Source organism: Aminobacter carboxidus (assembly GCF_014863355.1).
In the GTDB taxonomy this organism is placed as follows: domain Bacteria; phylum Pseudomonadota; class Alphaproteobacteria; order Rhizobiales; family Rhizobiaceae; genus Aminobacter; species Aminobacter carboxidus.
Genome location: NZ_JACZEP010000002.1, coordinates 264106 through 279958, shown reverse-complemented (window position 1 = coordinate 279958; position 15853 = coordinate 264106). Strand labels below are relative to the sequence as shown.

The following is a 15853-nucleotide window of genomic DNA, read 5'->3' as shown; positions in this document are numbered from 1 at the left end:
TGATGTGGCTTCGAGCTATGATTTTTTGGCTCTATGCATAGCAAAATTTATGCCTTTGATAGAACGCTCATATTTTTCTGATACACGAATATCGTCTTCAGAAAACTCCTGGCGTGAAAGCCATTTCTGAACCGGCCTCCAATTATTTGACAATTCGGCAGCAATTAGCGCTTGCGCAACCGGGTGCGTGAGGTGGATATTTCGCCTCTCATACCCCCGTTTGGGTTTTGATATGACTTCGGCCTCGGCGCTCTTCAGCGAATATGAATACGCGTTGCTTCTCTTTTTCTTGCAAGGGGTCTTTCCCATTGCTTTCTTGGAAAAAACCTTGCGACTCTCCCATTCATTGAGAATGTCTGGAGAGTGAAGCCCAAAATCTGCGGTAGTGAACGTGGGCGGCAGCTCCCGCGGAAAATAGCCCTTGGTAAGCAACGCCTTCTGAATATTCGTGCCTGACATACACTTACTCAAAAATTAGCTTCCGGTGAGAGATATTATTCGCTCGCCCCATAGGAATGCGACGAGCGAAGACCTAAACAAGATTATGAAGTGCACTAGGAGAATTAATGCTTAACAAGAAAGTTGCGTTCATCGTGGGCGCTGTCGGCACCGGGAAATGGTTTTGCGCCAGAACCCCGTAACATCATTGGAACCGCCTACACAATTTCGAAGCCCAATGTGGAGGCAATAGCCGTCGAGTTAAAGAGCTCTGTGGGACCAGCGATCGATATGCTCCCCTACGCCCTCTCCTCCCACACCCTCGCCAGCTCGACGATCGTCTTCACCGCCTTTTCCATGTCCTGGCGGCTGACCCATTCGAGGGGGGAGTGGAAGGCGTGGCCACCGGCGAAGATGTTGGGGCAGGGCAGGCCCATAAAGGACAAACGCGAGCCGTCGGTGCCGCCACGGATGCTGCCGCGTACCGGCTCCATGCCGGCGCGGCGGACGGCTTCAAGGGCGTTTTCGACGATCTCGGGGTGGCGGTCGAGCACCACCTTCATGTTGCGGTACTGCTCCTTGACCGTGAAGGCATAGGTCGAGCCGGGATAGGCTTTCAGAACGTCGCTGACGATGTCTTCGAGCATCTGTTCCTTGGCAGCGAGGCCCGCCTCGGTGAAGTCGCGCACGATCAGGCTGAGGGAAGCCTTTTCCATCGAGCCCGACAAAGCGGTGGGATGGACGAAGCCCTCGCGACCCTCGGTGGTTTCGGGCGCAAGATCCTTCGGCAGCCGGTCGACGATGGCGCCAACGATCTTGATGGCGTTTTCCATGCGGCCCTTGGCAAAGCCGGGATGGATGGCGACGCCCGAAATGGCGATCTCGACACCGTCGGCTGAAAAGGTCTCGTCTTCGATATGGCCTGCCGTTTCGCCGTCCATGGTGTAGGCGAATTTGGCGCCGAGCTTGGCGAAGTCGACCTTGTCGACGCCGCGGCCGATCTCCTCGTCGGCTGTGAACAGAAGCTTGACCGCGCCGTGCTTGATGTCGGGATTGGCGATGAGCAACTGAGCTGCCGTCATGATCTCGGCGATGCCGGCCTTGTCGTCGGCGCCGAGCAGCGTCGTGCCGTCTGATGTGACGATGTCGTTGCCGATCTGGCTGGCGAGTTCGGGGTGCTCAGCGACGCGGATGACCTGCTGCGGGTCGCCCGTGAGCCGGATGTCGCCGCCGGCATAGTTGCGCAGGATCTGCGGCTTGACGTTGGTGCCGGTGAAATCGGGCGCGGTGTCCATGTGCGAACAAAAGCAGATGACCGGCACCTGCTTGTCGGTGTTGGCAGGCACCGTGGCATAGACATAACCGTGCTCGTCGAGATGGGCGTCGATCAGGCCGATCGCCAGGAGTTCGTCGACGAGCAGGCGGCCGAGGTTCTTCTGCTTCTCCGTCGAAGGCTGGGTCGGCGAGCTTGCGTCGGACTGGGTGTCGATGACGACATAGCGAAGGAAGCGGTCGAGCACAGTGTCGGTCGTGGCGGTCCTTGTCTCGGTCATGGGCGGGCTCCAATGCATCGGCGATGCACTGCTATAGCCGCCGCGACGGGTGCCGTGAACGGGTTTCGCGCCTGCTACGGCCGCTGTCCGCGCGATCGGCACGCTCTGGCCCAAGAGGCGCCCGGCGGACCGGGCGCCTCAAGGCAGCCTCAGCGAGGTGCCGAGCTGTTCTTGACGATGGCCGGGATGACAATGCCCCAGTCGTCCTCATGCAACTCGTGGCCGCCGCCATCGACGACGACATATGTCGAGCCCTTGACCGCATCAGTGATCGCCTTGCCGTGGACGATCGGGAAGATCGGGTCGGCGGTGCCGTGGATGACCGTAAACGGCACGTTCAGGCCGGGCAGCTTGCCCTTCACCGCCTCGCCGCCGGTGAGCATGAAGTGGTTGGTGGCCGAGAGGTAGCCGCCGGAGCGGTCGTAGTCGCGCTCGATGAAGGCGAGCGTCTTCGCCGCATCATGCGGATGGGCAGTGCTTGCGATCACGCGGGCCTCGCCGGCGATGAACCCGGTCGCCTGGGCGCGGTCCGACCAGTCGACGCCTTCGCCCGTCGCGGCGTGCTCCATGTAGGTGGGTGTGGGTGGCGGCAGGTCGCGATCGAGGCCGATGGGCGTCGTCGAGACAAGGGTCAGCGAGGCGACGCGACCGGGCTCGGTCAGCGCCAGGATCTGGGCGATCATGCCGCCGAGCGACATGCCGACAACATGGGCCTTGGCGATGCCGTAGGCGTCGAGCACGGCAACAGCGTCCCTGGCCATGTCGTCCATCGTGTAGGGCGGCTTGCCCGGCGCATATTTGGTCGACAGGCCGGTGTCGCGGTTGTCGTAGCGGATGACATGGCGGCCGCTGGCGGCGATCTGACGGCAAAAGGCGTCCGGCCACCACAGCATCGAGGCCATGGCGCCCATGATCAAAAGCATCGGCGGCGCCGACGGGTCGCCAAAGGCCTCGGTGACGATCTCGACGCCATTGGCGCGAACGGTCCTGGTGGTGGTTTCGCTGGCCATCGCCTTGCTCCTTCGGGTTACGCTAGTTGCGGCCGTCGCTGCTGCCAAGAGCAGGAACCGGCGCCGGCTGGTTGTGGTGATGCGGGACATTCCCATCTCCTTGACGCCCGGATGGGCGGCTTGGGGCAGACATTATGAGGGTCTGGGTTGTCTCGCGAGAGCGAGACTGGACAAAAACGAGGCATTCGTGCCACTCATCTCGCATGAGCCAGCACACCCAACCTGTTCGCGTCAGCCTGCTTGCCTTGCCCCAGACGACGCCGGCGGCAGTGTACGGGCTATATGAGGTGCTGTCGGCGGTGGGCTCGATATGGGACCGCCTGACCGGGCAGCAGACAAACGCCCGCCGCATCGTGCCCGAAATCGTGGCGCGGCAGAAACAGACCTTTACCTGCGCCATAGGCACGTCGATCGAGCCGCATGCGACGCTGGCCGAGGCCGCCGGCTGCGACGTGGTGATCGTCACCGACCTGGCGCTGCCGCTCGACTGCGATGTGGCTGCCGGGTGGGGCGAAGAGATGGCATGGGTGCGCGAACGGCTGGCGGCAGGCGCAACCGTGTGCTCGGTCTGCACCGGCTCGATCTTCCTCGCCGAGGCCGGCTTGCTCGACGGCAAGGACGCGGCCTCGCACTGGATCGCCGCCGACATCTTCCGCGACCGCTATCCCCTGGTGAAGTTCCGACCCGAACGCATCGTCTGCGACATGGACCCCGAGGGACGGCTGATTACCACTGGCGGTGCCTCGTCGTGGGAGAATCTGGCGCTGCACCTGATCGCCCGCCACTGCGGCAAGGAGGAAGCGGGCCGCATCGCCAAGGTGTTTCTGCTCGGCGACCGCAGCGACGGCCAACTGCCGTTTTCCACCATGGCCAAGCCGAGGCGCCACGAGGATGCCGCCATCGGCAGCTGCCAGGTCTGGATCGCCGACAATTATGCCGCCGCCAACCCGGTGACGCGCATGGTCGCCGAAAGCGGGCTGCCGGAGCGCACCTTCAAGCGCCGCTTCAAGGCTGCGACCGGCTACACGCCGGTGGACTATGTCCAGAGCCTGCGCATCGAGGAGGCCAAGCAGATGCTGGAGGCCACCGCTGAGGCCACCGACGCGATCGCCGAAACCGTCGGCTACGAGGACCCGGCATTCTTCCGCCGGTTGTTCCGGCGTCATACCGGCATTACGCCGGCGCAGTACCGGCAGCGTTTTCGCCTGACGCGACCCTAGCGGCCGCCCGGCCCTTCCCTTCACCCGGTCCCGCCGTCATCATGCCGCGCGGACCAGCCTGCGGAGGAGCGACGCATGGACTTCATGCGACTGCTGAAATCGATCGAGGAACTGCTCTACGAGGTCGTGTCGTGGCTGCTGTTTTACCCGCTGACCATGTGGCGGGCATTGCGCGATCCCGACAAGATGATGCGCTACGCCAATGTCGAGCTGTCCGACGACGTGGACGAGCAATACCAGGACACGATGAGCCCGCCGATGTTCCTGCTGCTGACGCTGCTGATCGTGCACGGCCTGGAGCTCGGCTTCATCAACGATCGTTCCTGGGTGGCACCGTCGATGCTCGCCAGCGACTCCAACCTTCTGATCTTTCGCGCCGTCATCTTCAGCGTCTTCCCGCTGCTGATGGCGGTGAAGCTGTTGCGCTTTCGCGGCGCCCGGATCGACCGGGCAACCTTGAAGCCGCCGTTCTACAGCCAGTGCTATGTCGCCGCACCCTTCGCCCTCGGCGTCAGCCTGGCGGGCGTGGTGTGGCGCGTCCACAACAGCACCGCCAGTGTCGCGGCGCTGTTGCTGCTTATCGCCGCCATCGTCTGGTACGTCTCGGTGGAGACGCGCTGGTTTGCCCGCAATCTCGATCTTGGTCTTGGTCGCGCGTTGCTCAGCGTCGTTGTCACCGTGCTGCAAGGTGCAGCAGCCATGCTGATCGTCGGCATGGCCATCGCCCTGACGCAGGTGTCGGGGACTTAGCGTAACGGCATCGCCGTCGCGGCATGCCGGCCCGGCGGCCGCCACCCCGCGACGTGTTGCCCGCGACGGTTCGTTATCGCATCGTCTGCAGCTTGGACATGAGACCGGCCTCGACCTCGAGGCTGGGAATGGCATCAACAGCAGGATAGCCGATGTCCTTCATCTGCTCCGGGCTGAGTGCCGCGATGATCCGCCGGCTCTGGGCACGGCGATACCACATCTCGGCTGCCGTGATACGGCGTGCAGTTGCCTGGAGAAACCGTATCGTCAGATCCGCCGTCTGCTGTCCGTGGCTGGAATGCACTGAGTAAGCCATCTCGGCCTCCCGTCTACTGACATGACCCGGCGAGCTTGCCATGCAGGCGTGAGTGCAGCGTGTTCGACGCGTGAACGAGACGTCTAATGCGGAAGCACTCCCGCTTGATCTCGATCAATGCGGGAAGTCGCGTTGCCACGCACATAGATCGCTGCGGTCGGATGCAGCGCGGGGCGAGGGAGGACGAATGGCGGATATGGACACCTACGCCAGGCGCCCGGCTAGGCCGCCGGAAGTGCGCGCACTGACCGTAGCCGACATCAGGCAGAGCCTGGCGGAGGGCGCCGCCGACTTCGCGCGGAGCCCAGGCATCGGGCTCGCCATTGCGCTGGTCTTCGTGGTGATCGGCTTGGCAATTACAACGTCCCTGCTGGTGCTGCACGCCCCATGGCTGATCTATCCGTTCGCGATCGGCTTCCCGCTGGTCGGGCCCTTCGCCGCCGTCGGCTTCTATGAGGTAAGCCGCCAGATGGAGGCCGGGCACCAGCCAACGCTTGGAGAGGTCCTCAACGTGATCTGGGCCCAGCGCCGACGCGAAGTGTCGTGGATGGCCTTCGTCATGCTGTTCGTGTTCTGGGTCTGGATGTACCAGATCAGGCTGCTGATGGCGCTGATTCTCGGCCGCATGTCCTACGCCACGCTCGACCGCTTCGCCGATCTTGTGTTGACCACCAACCAGGGCTGGATCTTCCTCGGTATCGGCCATATCGAGGGCGCGGCACTGGCGCTGGTACTGTATTCCATCACTGTCATCTCAATCCCCATGCTGCTCGACCGCGAAATCGACTTCGTCACCGCCATGCTGACCTCGATCCGCGCGGTGCTGGCGAGCCCGCTTGTCATGCTCGGCTGGGGCCTGGTGGTGACGGTTGCGGTGTTGGCAGCCTGCGTGCCCTTTTTTCTCGGCCTCCTGGTGGTGCTGCCGGTGCTGGGGCATGCGACCTGGCATCTTTATCGCCGCGCGGTGGTTTAGCGTACCTGTCCCTCACCCTTCGACAGGCGCAGGATGAGGGAGCGCACGACGTGGATCGTCAGTTCCAGGCGGCTCCCGCGACCTGGCGAACTGCGGCATTGAGGCGGTTCCAGACGTTGATCAACGCGATGGTCAGAAGCAGCGCCGAGATCGCCTTTTCATCATAGTGGCTGACAGCCTCTTCCCAAACGTCGTCCGGCACCGGGTCGGACTTGTCGGCGACGCGGGTGACGGCTTCGGTGAGCGCCAGCGCGGCACGCTCTGCCGGCGTGAACCATGGCGTGTCGCGCCACGCGGCGACGGCGAAGATGCGGTCGTCCTTCTCGCCAAGTTTCCTCAGTTCGAGCGAATGCATGTGCACGCAGACGCTGCAGCTGTTGATCTGGCTGGCGCGCAGATGGACCAGCTTGCGCGTCACCTCGGACAGGCCGTCCTTTTCGGTCGCCTTGTTGAGCGCAAACAGCGCCTGCATGGCATCGGGAAGCAGGATGGCGGGGTTGGTCATACGAGCTTGCATCGGAATTCTCCTCGAAATTGCGTTCTGTTTTCGGCTTTGCGCCTGATGATCTTGACGCCGCTGCCCTTGAGCCGGTCTCGTGTCACATCGGCCGGGATTCGTTCGTCATGGCCATGACGGAACGCCAGCAAGGAATGTGACGGATGAACGAAGAAATTTTTCTGGCCGAGCGATTTGCCGCCAATCGCGGCCATTTGCGCGCCGTGGCCTACCGCATGCTGGGCTCGGCCAGCGAGGCCGAAGACGCGATGCAGGAGACCTGGCTGCGCCTGGCGCGCTCCGATGCGCGCGAAATCGACAATCTGGGCGGCTGGCTGACGACGGTCGTGGCGCGCGTCTGCCTGGACATGCTGCGCCAGCGCAAGTCGCGGCGCGAGGACGCGCTCGACATGGAAGGGCCGGACGAAGTGGCCGACGAGACCGCCGGTATCAACCCCGAGCACGAGCTGGCCATGGCCGACGCCGTCGGACTGGCGCTTCTGGTCGTTCTGGAGAAGCTGGCGCCGGCCGAGCGCATCGCCTTTGTGCTGCACGACATGTTCGACCTGTCCTTCGACGACATCGCCCCCATCGTCGAGCGCACGCCAGTTGCAGCACGGCAACTGGCGAGCCGGGCCCGGCGTAGGGTCCAGGGCAGCGACGAGGCGCGTGCGCCAGACCGGACACGCCAGCGGCAGGTGGTCGACGCGTTTCTTGCGGCATCGCGCGGCGGCGATTTCGCCGGCCTGCTGGCCGTGCTCGACCCCGATGTTGTGTTCCGCGCCGACGCCGTGGCTGCGCAGCTGGGCGCGGTGGCCGAACTGCGCGGCGCGCAGGCCGTGGCGCAAAGCTTCAAGGGCCGCGCACAAGGCGCGCTGCCGGCACTTGTCGACGGCGCCATCGGCCTTCTGGTCGCGCCGATGGGCAAGCTCCGCGTCGTGCTGATGCTCAAGCTCGACGGCGAAAGGATCGTCGGCATCGACGCCATCGCCGATCCGGATCGGCTGGGGCAACTGGATCTGGTCTTGCTCGATTAGCCGGCGAACAGCCGTTCGGCCAGGAAGTCGACAAAGGTGCGCGTCTTGGGTGCAAGGTAGGGGCTGGCAGGCCAGAGCGCGTGCATGATGCCGCGATTGTCGAGGAATGGCTCAAGCACAGGCACCAGCGTCGCCGCGGCGAGCTGGTGCCTGACGGCATAGTCGGGCAGGCGGGCGATGCCGAAACCCTGTTCGGCAAGATGGATACGCGCCTCGATCGTGCTGGCGATGGCGGTCGCCGGCAGGTCTAGATCAAGCAACGCCGCCTCGCGCAACAGGGGCCATGGCTCCAGCTTGCCGGTGACCGGATGGCGATGGTGCAGGCAAGCGTGGGCCAGAAGCTGTTCCGGCGTTTCCGGAACTCCGGCGCGGGCGAGATAGGCTGGCGCGGCGACAAGCAGATGACGGAACGTGCCGAGCTTGCGGCTCATCAGCCTGGAGTCGGCGGGTTTGCCGGTGCGGACCACGACGTCAAAACCTTCCTCGATGACATCGACGAGCCGGTCAGTGAAATCGAGCTCCAGCCGGATTTCGGGCCAGGCGCGCATGAAGTCGGCGATGACTGGCAGAAACAAGGCGCCTGCGACGGGCAGGCTGACGCGTAGCGGCCCGCGCGGTGGCGCGCTTGCGACAGCTCCTCTTCAGCCGCTTCGAACTCGCCGGCAATGCGGCGGCAGCGCTCGAGAAACAGGCTGCCTTCCGCAGGACTGGGTTTCGTTACGGCAAGGCGCGAAGGCGACCGGCACGGTTCGGGCAGCGACGCCGCGTGCCCATCACTTTTCCGCAACAGGGCCGCGCTTGTTCTTGTCCATCGAACGGCTCAGGCGCACAATCGACGGCTTGCGGTGCAAGAGGAGGCCTTTTCTCTGTTCGGAGGAAAGCCCCATGAACGACCTCAACCTGACGACGCTGGACGGTGGGCTGGCGACCGTGAGCGCGCCCGTGCTCGATGCCTTTGCAGCAAGCCTGCGTGGCCATGTGCTCAATGCCGGCGATGCCGGCTACGACGAGGCCCGCACCATCTGGAACGCCATGATCGACCGCCGCCCCGGCCTTGTCGTGCGTTGCGTCGGCGCCAGCGACGTCATCGCCGCGGTCAAGTTCGCTTGCGAGTACAAGCTGCTCGTCTCCGTGCGCGGCGGCGGCCACAACATCGCCGGTAGTGCCGTCTGCGACGGCGGCCTGATGATCGATCTTTCCCAGATGAAGTCTGTGCGGGTGGACCGCGTGGCGCGCCGTGCCTGGGTCGAGCCGGGCGCGATCCTCGCCGATGTCGACAAGGAAACCCAAGCGTTTGGCCTTGCAGTGCCGACCGGCATCAACTCGACAACAGGCATATCGGGGCTGACCTTGGGTGGCGGCTTCGGCTGGACGACACGCAAGCTCGGCCTGACCATCGACAATTTGCTGTCGGCCGACGTGGTGACGGCGGATGGCGACCTGGTGCGGGCAAGCACGGCCGAGCATCCCGACCTGTTTTGGGCAATACGTGGCGGCGGCGGCAATTTCGGTGTTGTCACCGCCTTCGAATTCAAGCTGCACAAGCTGGGCCCGCAGGTGCTTTCGGGGCTCGTCGTGCATCCCTTCGACGAGGCCAAGCCGGTACTTCGGCAGTATCGCGAGGCGCTTGAGGATGCGCCCGACGAACTGACCTGCTGGACCGTGATGCGGCAAGCGCCGCCGCTGCCATTCCTGCCGGCGCAATGGCACGGCAAGGAGGTGCTGGTGCTGGCCATGTGCTGGTGCGGCGACCTCCAGGCCGGCGAGAAGGCGACCGCCGCCCTGCGCGGCATCGGCCAGCCGATCGTCGACGTCGTCGGGCCGAACCCGTTCGCCGGATGGCAGATGGCGTTCGATCCGCTGCTGCAGCCCGGCGCACGCAACTACTGGAAGAGCCACGACTTCATCGAGCTGGCGGACACGACCATCGACATGCTCGACAACGCGATACGCGCCCTGCCGGGGCCGGAATGCGAAATCTTCGTCGGCCATGTCGGCGGTGCCGCCGGGCGGGTGGCGACCGATGCGACGGCTTTCCCGCAACGCAGCTCGCATTTCGTCATGAACGTGCATGCGCGCTGGCGCGAAGCCTCGATGGACAAGGCCTGCATCGGCTGGGCCCGCAACGTCTACGAGGCGACACGGCCCCAGGCCGTCGGCACTGCCTATGTCAACTTCATGCCGGCCGACGAGGCCGACCGGGTCGAGGCGGCCTATGGCGCCAATTACAGCAGGCTGCTCGAGGTGAAGCGCAAATACGATCCCGACAACCTGTTCCGCATGAACCAGAACGTTCACGCCAAGAAGACGCGCAAGGCGGCGTAAAGAGCCTCTTCCCTCAAGGGGAGGATCATGGGCGGGGTGAACCCGCAGCAACGCCGGGGGGCTTTGCTGCGAACTGTATCCCTCCCCACAAGGGGCAGGGAGGCGTCGATGTTGCGCCGGCCTTTTCAGCCGATTTCGAACCTGGCTGGACGCCAGCGTTCATCGGATATATAACCTTCTTGTTATGAACAAAGAGGGTTTGAAATGACGCCGTCCGAACGTCTAGACGCCACCTTCACCGCACTGGCCGATCCGACGCGCCGGGCGATCCTGGCGCGGCTGATGTCGGGCGAGGTTTCGGTGATGGAACTGGCCGAGCCTTTCGCTATGAGCCAGCCGGCGATTTCCAAGCACCTCAAGGTGCTGGAGCGCGCCGGGCTGATCTCGCGTGGCCGCGACGCCCAGCGCAGGCCATGCCGCATCGAGGGCGAGGCGCTGGCCGAGGCGACCGGTTGGCTCGACGAATACCGCCAGGTCTGGGAGAGCAACTACAAGCGCCTGGACATGCTGCTCGCCGACCTGCAGGCGAACCAGGGCAAGGCCTGAGACCGCGATCGAGGGAGAAGAACAGATGAGCCACCGACTGGAAGTGACCACGCCGAGCGACCGCGAAATCGCCATGACGCGTATCTTCGACGCGCCGCGCGACCTGGTGTTCGACTGCTGGACGATCCCAGCATTGCTGAAGCGCTGGATGACCGGACCGGATGGCTGGTCGTTCGCCGTCTGCGACATCGACCTGCGCGTCGGTGGCCAGTACCGTTTCGTCTGGCGCCATGAAGATGGCCGCGACATGGGCATGACCGGCACCTACCGCGAAGTGCTCCGGCCCCAAAAGATCGTCAGCGTCGAGCTGTTCGACATGGACTGGACCGACGGCGAGGCGCGCTCGACCCTGGTGCTGACGGAAAAGGATGGCCGCACGATTTCGGTCAACACCGTGCTCTACAGTTCACGCCAGGCCAAGGACGGCGCCATCGCCATCGGCATGGCCAAGGGTGTCGAGGCCGGATACGACAGGCTCGACGGCGTGCTGGCCGAACAGGTGGCGGCGAGGTAATTCCTGGGCTGTCGGTCGGCAATTTAGTCCCTGGACGGGTCCCGAGACCCTTCGGATAGGCCTATCCGGCAAGCCAAGGGCGAGCACCCGCCAAGCTCTGGGCGGACAAACGCTCAGCGGCAGACACGGCGATAGATGTTGCCGTACAGCTCGATCTGGCAGCTCGACTTCATCACAGGCACTTCGGGTCGCGGCACCTGCGGCACCACGATCTGGCGATCCTGTTCACGCAAGCGCTGTTGTTCGGCCTGGAAGTCGATGCGGCCCTGCCGGCTCTGCAGGATCTGAAGCTCGTTGATCCGGCCTTCGCGGGCCAGCTGGTGGCGGTCCGGCTGGCCGGGCAGATCGATGGCATGAGCCTGCATCGGGCCGGCAAGCAATATGCCCGCCACGACCAAAGCCCTCTTCGATCTCACCATCTTCATCACCAACACATTCATCACCACACATTCCCGCGCGAAAACCCCGCACCTTGCCAAGGTAGTGCGCATATCCGCCGAAACAATGGCGTCAGCCGACACGCGTCTTGTCGGCGAGGAAATCGATGAAGGCACGGATGCGCGCGGCAAGATGGCCATGGCCGGCAAACAGCGCGTGAATCATCTCGATGTCTTCGGGATTGTAGGCTTCGAGCACCGGCACCAGCGTTCCGGCGTCGATGTCGGCCTGGACCTGGAACTGCCCGCTGCGGATCAGGCCGACGCCGTCGAGGCAGAGCCGGCGCAGGCTCGGGCCATTGTTGGCGAGCAGGTTGCCACCGATACGCTGGGCGAAGTGCTCGCCGGTCTCGGCGTCGCGAAAGATCCATTCGTCACGGTTGCGCAGGAAGTTGAAGCGCAGGCAGTTGTGGCCGGCGAGATCGGCCGGCCTCTGGGGCACGCCGCGCTTTTCCAGATAGGCCGGCGAGGCAACGACGACGCGCCGGATCTCCAGGATCTTGCGCGCCTTGAGCGATGAATCGCGCAGCTTGCCGGACCGGATGGCGACATCGGCCCGCTCTTCGTAGAGATCTATGACGCTGTCGGTCAGTGACAGGTCGAGCTCTACCTCGGGGTAAAGCGCCAGGAATTCGGCCATGTGCGGCACGACATGGCTGGCGCCGAAGGCGACCGAGGCGCTGACCCGGAGCGGCCCGCGCGGCACCGCGTTGGCGCCACCAGCGACGATGCGCTCGGCCTCCTCGATCTCGCCGAGGATGCGGCGTGCGCGCTCGAGATAGACCTCGCCTTCCGGAGTCAGCTGCAGGCTGCGCGTCGAGCGCACCACCAGCCGCGTGCCCAACCTGTCTTCGATGCGGGTGATCAGCTTGCTGACGGCCGAGGGCGACAGGCCGAGCTGCCGGCCAGCAGCGGAGAAGCTCTTGAGCGAAACGGCCCGGACGAAAACCTCCATCTCACCGGCGCGATTGTCCATGGCTTGCCTCTTGTGAATCAAATTCACAAGTATTGATCTATCATCCGATATTATTGCGCAAGTGCCCTCGCCCCATATTGCGGCCACGGATCAACCGCGGCCAAGGCCGCCCCCTTTCAGCTGTGCCCGCCATCGCGGGCGGGAACGGTACACGACATGCCTTTAGCCATCTTCGCGCTCACCATCGCGGCCTATGCGATCGGCACGACCGAATTCGTCATCGTCGGCCTGTTGCCGACGGTGGCCGAGGATCTCCACATCACCCTGCCGCTCGCCGGCCTGATCGTCAGCGTCTACGCGCTGGGCGTCACCTTCGGCGCGCCGGTGCTGACCGCGCTCACCGGCCGGATCGAGCGCAAGCCGCTGCTGCTTGGGCTGATGGCGCTGTTTGTCGTTGGCAACACGGCAGCAGCGCTGAGCCCCAGCTACGAGCTGCTGCTCGTCGCACGCGTGCTGTCGGCCTTTGCGCATGGCGTGTTCTTCTCGGTCGGAGCGACGATTGCCGCCGACCTCGTGCCGGAAAACCGCCGCGCCTCGGCGATTGCCATGATGTTCATGGGCCTGACGGTGGCGATCGTCACCGGCGTACCGCTCGGCACCTTCATCGGCCAGACCTTCGGCTGGCGCGCCACCTTCTGGGGCGTGTCGCTGCTCGGCGTCATCGCCTTCGCCGGTATCGCTGCCCTGCTGCCTTCGACCCTGAACAAGGCGGCACCGTCGAGCCTGCTCGACCAGGTCCGCGTGCTGGGCTCGGGCCGGCTGCTGCTGGTCTTCGCCATGACCGCGCTCGGTTATGGCGGCACCTTTGTCACCTTCACCTACCTTGCCTCGATCCTCGAGCAGGTCACCGGCTTCCAGGCCTCGAGCGTCAGCCTGATCCTCGTGCTCTATGGCCTCGCGATTGCCATCGGCAACATCGCCGGCGGCCGCATCGCCGACCGCAACCCGGTCAAGGCGCTGACCGTGCTGTTTGCGCTGCAGGCCGCCGTACTGGTGCTGTTTTCGTTCACCGCCGTGTCGCCGCTATGGACGCTGGCGACGCTTGCCGGGCTCGGCTTCCTGTCTTTCGCCAATGTTCCGGGCCTGCAGCTCTATGTCGTGCAACTGGCCAAGGAACACCGCCCAGGCGCGGTCGACGTCGCCTCGGCGCTGAACATCGCTGCCTTCAATCTCGGCATCGCACTTGGCGCCTGGATCGGTGGCGTGGTTGTCGCCTCGCCGCTCGGCCTTGGCGCCACGCCATGGGTGGGTGCCGTGCTGGTGGCCGGCGCCTTCGTGCTGACTGTATGGAGCGGCGCGCTCGACCGGCGCCAGGAACCACTGTGCCAACCGGCCTAGGATGCCGGCTTAAGATGCCGGCTTAAGATGATTGACCCGCTTCACTCCCGACCTACCTAAAGAGCGGAGCCATCCGCCCGAATTTCCTCCCCCGCCCCCAATTTCCTCTCAAGGAGAACATCATGAAATTCGTCACCGCCAATGGCGCGACAATTCCGGCCCTGGGCTTCGGCACCTTCCGCATGCCCGGCACTGAGGTTCTGAAAGTGGTGCCCGAGGCCATCAAGCAAGGGTTCCGCCATATCGACACTGCCCAGATCTACGGCAACGAGGCCGAGGTCGGCGAGGCGATCGCCGGCTCGGGCGTAGCGCGTTCGGACATCTTCCTGACCACAAAAGTCTGGGTCGACAAATACCCGCACGAGGCGTTCGCGAGATCGGTCGACGAGAGCCTGAAGAAGCTTCGCACCGACCATGTCGACCTGTTGCTGCTGCATTGGCCGAACGACCAGGTGCCGCTGGCCGAGCAGATCGGCACCCTGAACGAGGTCCATAAGGCCGGCAAGGTCCGCCACATCGGCGTCAGCAATTTCAACACCACGCTGATGGCCGAGGCGGCGAAACTGAGCCGAGCGCCACTGGTCACCAACCAGGTCGAGTATCACCCCTATCTCGACCAGACGGCGGTGCTCGAAGCGGCGCGCAAGGCCGGCATGTCTGTTACCGCCTACTACGCCATGGCCGACGGCAAGGTGATCTCCGATCCCGTGCTGAAGCAGATCGGCGCCAGCCACGGCAAGACGGCAGCACAGGTGGTGCTGCGCTGGCTGGTGCAGCAGGACGGCGTCGTGTCCCTGACCAAGACGGCGACGCTGTCGCGCCTGCCAGAGAATTTCGACATCTTCGATTTCGAGCTTTCGGCAGACGAGATGGCCTCTGTCCACGCCCTCGCCATGCCGGGCGGGCGCATCGTCAGCCCCGGCGGCCTGGCGCCGGCATGGGACAAGGCCGCCTGAGCCCGGCTACAGGGCGCGCCCTCATTGACGGCGCGCCTGCTTCTTCCTATCTGATGGCGGTCAAGGGCGGGAAGCCCCTGCCGCCCGCAGCCGCAAGGCATGGTGAAGCTTCCTTCAGAACATTCGTTTCCCTGTCGATGCGACGGCCGAAGCGGCAATGCGGGCTCCCGACTTTCACCACGCCGTTCGCGCATCGCGAAGGAGCGAAACCATGACCACAGGTCAAGACTACAAAACCAATGCCCGCAGGCTGCGCGACGCGCTCGCTGCCGATGGCATCGCCATCAGCCACGCCAAGGCGCTTGAACTCGTCGCCCGCCAGGAAGGTGTGCGCGACTGGAACACGCTGGCCGCACGTCCCAACGACACCAAGCCCGAACAGGCCGCCGGTGGTGTACCCTTCGCCGTCGGCGAGACGGTGTCGGGCACCTTCAACGGCAATCCGGCCAAGGGTCGCGTCATCGGCCTCGAAGAGACGATCAAGCCGGATCTCTGGCGCGTCACCGTCGCCTTCAACCCGCCGGTGGATGTGTCGACCTCGAAGCTGTTTTCGGCGGAGCGACGCCGCATCCAGATGGTCGTCGGCGCCGATGGCCGCTCGCGCCGGCTGACCGGCACCGAGACAGGGGTGATGGCGCTCAACCGCGCCTGACGCCTAGCACCCTCTCCGCATCAAGCGGCCGTGGATCGTCAAAGCGATCCGCGGCCGTTTTCGTTTGGGCTGAGTGGCGGCGTCCATCGCGCCGCGGCAGCGCCAGGCGCACGTCACCTCCCCAAGGCGCCATACCAACAACCATCTGGACGAATTTAAATGCATATGCAAATATCTAGCCGAGGAGGATGGAGGAGGTACGGGGGGTAAGTTCGAATGTTATGCGCTTGCGCATGAGCAGTGATGGTTCGCGTCGAGCACGCGCCAAAAACCATCACACGCATACAAGACAAGGCGCAGGCCACCTGGAAGCCAT

At 64.4% G+C, this 15853-nt stretch carries 18 protein-coding genes; 10 read left to right on the top strand and 8 right to left on the bottom strand.

The features are described from left to right. Window positions 1–15 precede the first annotated feature (15 nt). The 3 genes from IHE39_RS30415 to IHE39_RS08945 all read right to left on the bottom strand — a co-directional run bounded on the left by IHE39_RS30415 (window position 16) and on the right by IHE39_RS08945 (window position 3001). On the bottom strand, window positions 16–459 hold the full coding sequence (locus IHE39_RS30415) for a hypothetical protein (protein WP_210327526.1): 444 nt from the start codon (window positions 457–459) through the stop codon (window positions 16–18). 278 nt (window positions 460–737) lie between these two features. Continuing rightward, window positions 738–1991 (bottom strand): peptidase T, encoded by a 1254-nt coding sequence (gene pepT / locus IHE39_RS08950; protein WP_192566234.1) that lies wholly within the window; start codon window positions 1989–1991, stop codon window positions 738–740. A 149-nt stretch (window positions 1992–2140) separates the two neighbouring features. Next, entirely contained in the window at window positions 2141–3001 is an 861-nt protein-coding gene (locus IHE39_RS08945) for an alpha/beta fold hydrolase (protein ID WP_192566233.1), read from the bottom strand. A 203-nt stretch (window positions 3002–3204) separates the two neighbouring features. On the opposite strand from IHE39_RS08945, the gene IHE39_RS08940 reads away from it, so the two are divergent. After that, window positions 3205–4221 (top strand): GlxA family transcriptional regulator, encoded by a 1017-nt coding sequence (locus IHE39_RS08940; RefSeq protein WP_192566232.1) that lies wholly within the window; start codon window positions 3205–3207, stop codon window positions 4219–4221. Window positions 4222–4296: 75 nt separating this feature from the next. Continuing rightward, window positions 4297–4971, top strand: a complete 675-nt coding sequence (locus IHE39_RS08935; RefSeq protein ID WP_184768324.1) for a permease — start codon at window positions 4297–4299, stop codon at window positions 4969–4971. Between the two features lie 73 nt (window positions 4972–5044). Here the strand turns inward: IHE39_RS08935 and IHE39_RS08930 are convergent, their stop codons facing one another. Then, window positions 5045–5287, bottom strand: a complete 243-nt coding sequence (locus IHE39_RS08930; RefSeq protein ID WP_184768325.1) for a YjiS-like domain-containing protein — start codon at window positions 5285–5287, stop codon at window positions 5045–5047. A 187-nt stretch (window positions 5288–5474) separates the two neighbouring features. Between IHE39_RS08930 and IHE39_RS08925 the strand changes: the two genes are divergently transcribed. Continuing rightward, a complete protein-coding gene (locus tag IHE39_RS08925; RefSeq protein ID WP_192566231.1) occupies window positions 5475–6260 on the top strand; it encodes a DUF2189 domain-containing protein in 786 nt (261 codons plus the stop codon). 58 nt (window positions 6261–6318) lie between these two features. Here the strand turns inward: IHE39_RS08925 and IHE39_RS08920 are convergent, their stop codons facing one another. Next, complete coding sequence (locus tag IHE39_RS08920) at window positions 6319–6777, bottom strand: carboxymuconolactone decarboxylase family protein (protein WP_115730090.1); 459 nt, start codon at window positions 6775–6777, stop codon at window positions 6319–6321. A 143-nt stretch (window positions 6778–6920) separates the two neighbouring features. On the opposite strand from IHE39_RS08920, the gene IHE39_RS08915 reads away from it, so the two are divergent. After that, window positions 6921–7793: a sigma-70 family RNA polymerase sigma factor gene (locus IHE39_RS08915; protein ID WP_192566230.1), complete on the top strand. Its 873-nt coding sequence runs from the start codon at window positions 6921–6923 to the stop codon at window positions 7791–7793. Here IHE39_RS08915 and IHE39_RS08910 read toward each other — a convergent pair. Next, the gene (locus tag IHE39_RS08910) at window positions 7790–8368 is read right to left on the bottom strand and encodes a LysR substrate-binding domain-containing protein (RefSeq protein ID WP_246485433.1); all 579 of its coding nucleotides are present in this window, start codon (window positions 8366–8368) and stop codon (window positions 7790–7792) included. The two genes, IHE39_RS08915 and IHE39_RS08910, sit on opposite strands and share 4 nt — an antisense overlap. A 310-nt stretch (window positions 8369–8678) precedes the next feature. Here IHE39_RS08910 and IHE39_RS08905 point away from each other — a divergent pair, with 310 nt between their 5' ends. From IHE39_RS08905 to IHE39_RS08895, 3 genes are all read left to right on the top strand, one after another. Continuing rightward, window positions 8679–10118: an FAD-binding oxidoreductase gene (locus IHE39_RS08905; RefSeq protein ID WP_192566229.1), complete on the top strand. Its 1440-nt coding sequence runs from the start codon at window positions 8679–8681 to the stop codon at window positions 10116–10118. Between the two features lie 204 nt (window positions 10119–10322). Next, a complete protein-coding gene (locus tag IHE39_RS08900; protein WP_192566228.1) occupies window positions 10323–10664 on the top strand; it encodes an ArsR/SmtB family transcription factor in 342 nt (113 codons plus the stop codon). Between the two features lie 25 nt (window positions 10665–10689). Beyond that, window positions 10690–11178 carry an SRPBCC family protein gene (locus IHE39_RS08895; protein WP_192566227.1) on the top strand — a complete coding sequence of 163 codons (489 nt, stop codon included), beginning with the start codon at window positions 10690–10692 and terminating at the stop codon, window positions 11176–11178. A gap of 113 nt (window positions 11179–11291) precedes the next feature. Here IHE39_RS08895 and IHE39_RS30590 read toward each other — a convergent pair whose 3' ends face one another. Next, on the bottom strand, window positions 11292–11699 hold the full coding sequence (locus IHE39_RS30590; protein WP_246485432.1) for a hypothetical protein: 408 nt from the start codon (window positions 11697–11699) through the stop codon (window positions 11292–11294). Beyond that, window positions 11689–12591 (bottom strand): LysR family transcriptional regulator, encoded by a 903-nt coding sequence (locus IHE39_RS08885; RefSeq protein ID WP_192566226.1) that lies wholly within the window; start codon window positions 12589–12591, stop codon window positions 11689–11691. The genes IHE39_RS30590 and IHE39_RS08885 overlap by 11 nt, the downstream gene beginning before the upstream one ends. Before the next feature lie 156 nt (window positions 12592–12747). On the opposite strand from IHE39_RS08885, the gene IHE39_RS08880 reads away from it, so the two are divergent. From IHE39_RS08880 to IHE39_RS08870, 3 genes are all read left to right on the top strand, one after another. Continuing rightward, on the top strand, window positions 12748–13929 hold the full coding sequence (locus IHE39_RS08880) for an MFS transporter (RefSeq protein WP_192566225.1): 1182 nt from the start codon (window positions 12748–12750) through the stop codon (window positions 13927–13929). 122 nt (window positions 13930–14051) lie between these two features. Further along, a complete protein-coding gene (locus tag IHE39_RS08875) occupies window positions 14052–14885 on the top strand; it encodes an aldo/keto reductase (RefSeq protein ID WP_184768333.1) in 834 nt (277 codons plus the stop codon). 211 nt (window positions 14886–15096) lie between these two features. Beyond that, the gene (locus IHE39_RS08870) at window positions 15097–15537 is read left to right on the top strand and encodes a glyoxalase superfamily protein (RefSeq protein ID WP_184768334.1); all 441 of its coding nucleotides are present in this window, start codon (window positions 15097–15099) and stop codon (window positions 15535–15537) included. Window positions 15538–15853: the final 316 nt, after the last annotated feature.

Coding starts and splice junctions, on each gene's coding strand:
- IHE39_RS08915 (WP_192566230.1), top strand. CDS start 6,921: ATGAACGAAGAAATTTTTCTGGCCGAGCGATTTGCCGCCAATCGCGGC.
- IHE39_RS08905 (WP_192566229.1), top strand. CDS start 8,679: ATGAACGACCTCAACCTGACGACGCTGGACGGTGGGCTGGCGACCGTG.
- IHE39_RS08945 (WP_192566233.1), bottom strand. CDS start 3,001: ATGGCCAGCGAAACCACCACCAGGACCGTTCGCGCCAATGGCGTCGAG.
- IHE39_RS08895 (WP_192566227.1), top strand. CDS start 10,690: ATGAGCCACCGACTGGAAGTGACCACGCCGAGCGACCGCGAAATCGCC.
- IHE39_RS08940 (WP_192566232.1), top strand. CDS start 3,205: ATGAGCCAGCACACCCAACCTGTTCGCGTCAGCCTGCTTGCCTTGCCC.
- IHE39_RS30415 (WP_210327526.1), bottom strand. CDS start 459: ATGTCAGGCACGAATATTCAGAAGGCGTTGCTTACCAAGGGCTATTTT.
- IHE39_RS08925 (WP_192566231.1), top strand. CDS start 5,475: ATGGCGGATATGGACACCTACGCCAGGCGCCCGGCTAGGCCGCCGGAA.
- IHE39_RS08935 (WP_184768324.1), top strand. CDS start 4,297: ATGGACTTCATGCGACTGCTGAAATCGATCGAGGAACTGCTCTACGAG.
- IHE39_RS08875 (WP_184768333.1), top strand. CDS start 14,052: ATGAAATTCGTCACCGCCAATGGCGCGACAATTCCGGCCCTGGGCTTC.
- IHE39_RS08885 (WP_192566226.1), bottom strand. CDS start 12,591: ATGGACAATCGCGCCGGTGAGATGGAGGTTTTCGTCCGGGCCGTTTCG.
- IHE39_RS08880 (WP_192566225.1), top strand. CDS start 12,748: ATGCCTTTAGCCATCTTCGCGCTCACCATCGCGGCCTATGCGATCGGC.
- pepT (WP_192566234.1), bottom strand. CDS start 1,991: ATGACCGAGACAAGGACCGCCACGACCGACACTGTGCTCGACCGCTTC.
- IHE39_RS08900 (WP_192566228.1), top strand. CDS start 10,323: ATGACGCCGTCCGAACGTCTAGACGCCACCTTCACCGCACTGGCCGAT.
- IHE39_RS08920 (WP_115730090.1), bottom strand. CDS start 6,777: ATGCAAGCTCGTATGACCAACCCCGCCATCCTGCTTCCCGATGCCATG.
- IHE39_RS08870 (WP_184768334.1), top strand. CDS start 15,097: ATGACCACAGGTCAAGACTACAAAACCAATGCCCGCAGGCTGCGCGAC.
- IHE39_RS08930 (WP_184768325.1), bottom strand. CDS start 5,287: ATGGCTTACTCAGTGCATTCCAGCCACGGACAGCAGACGGCGGATCTG.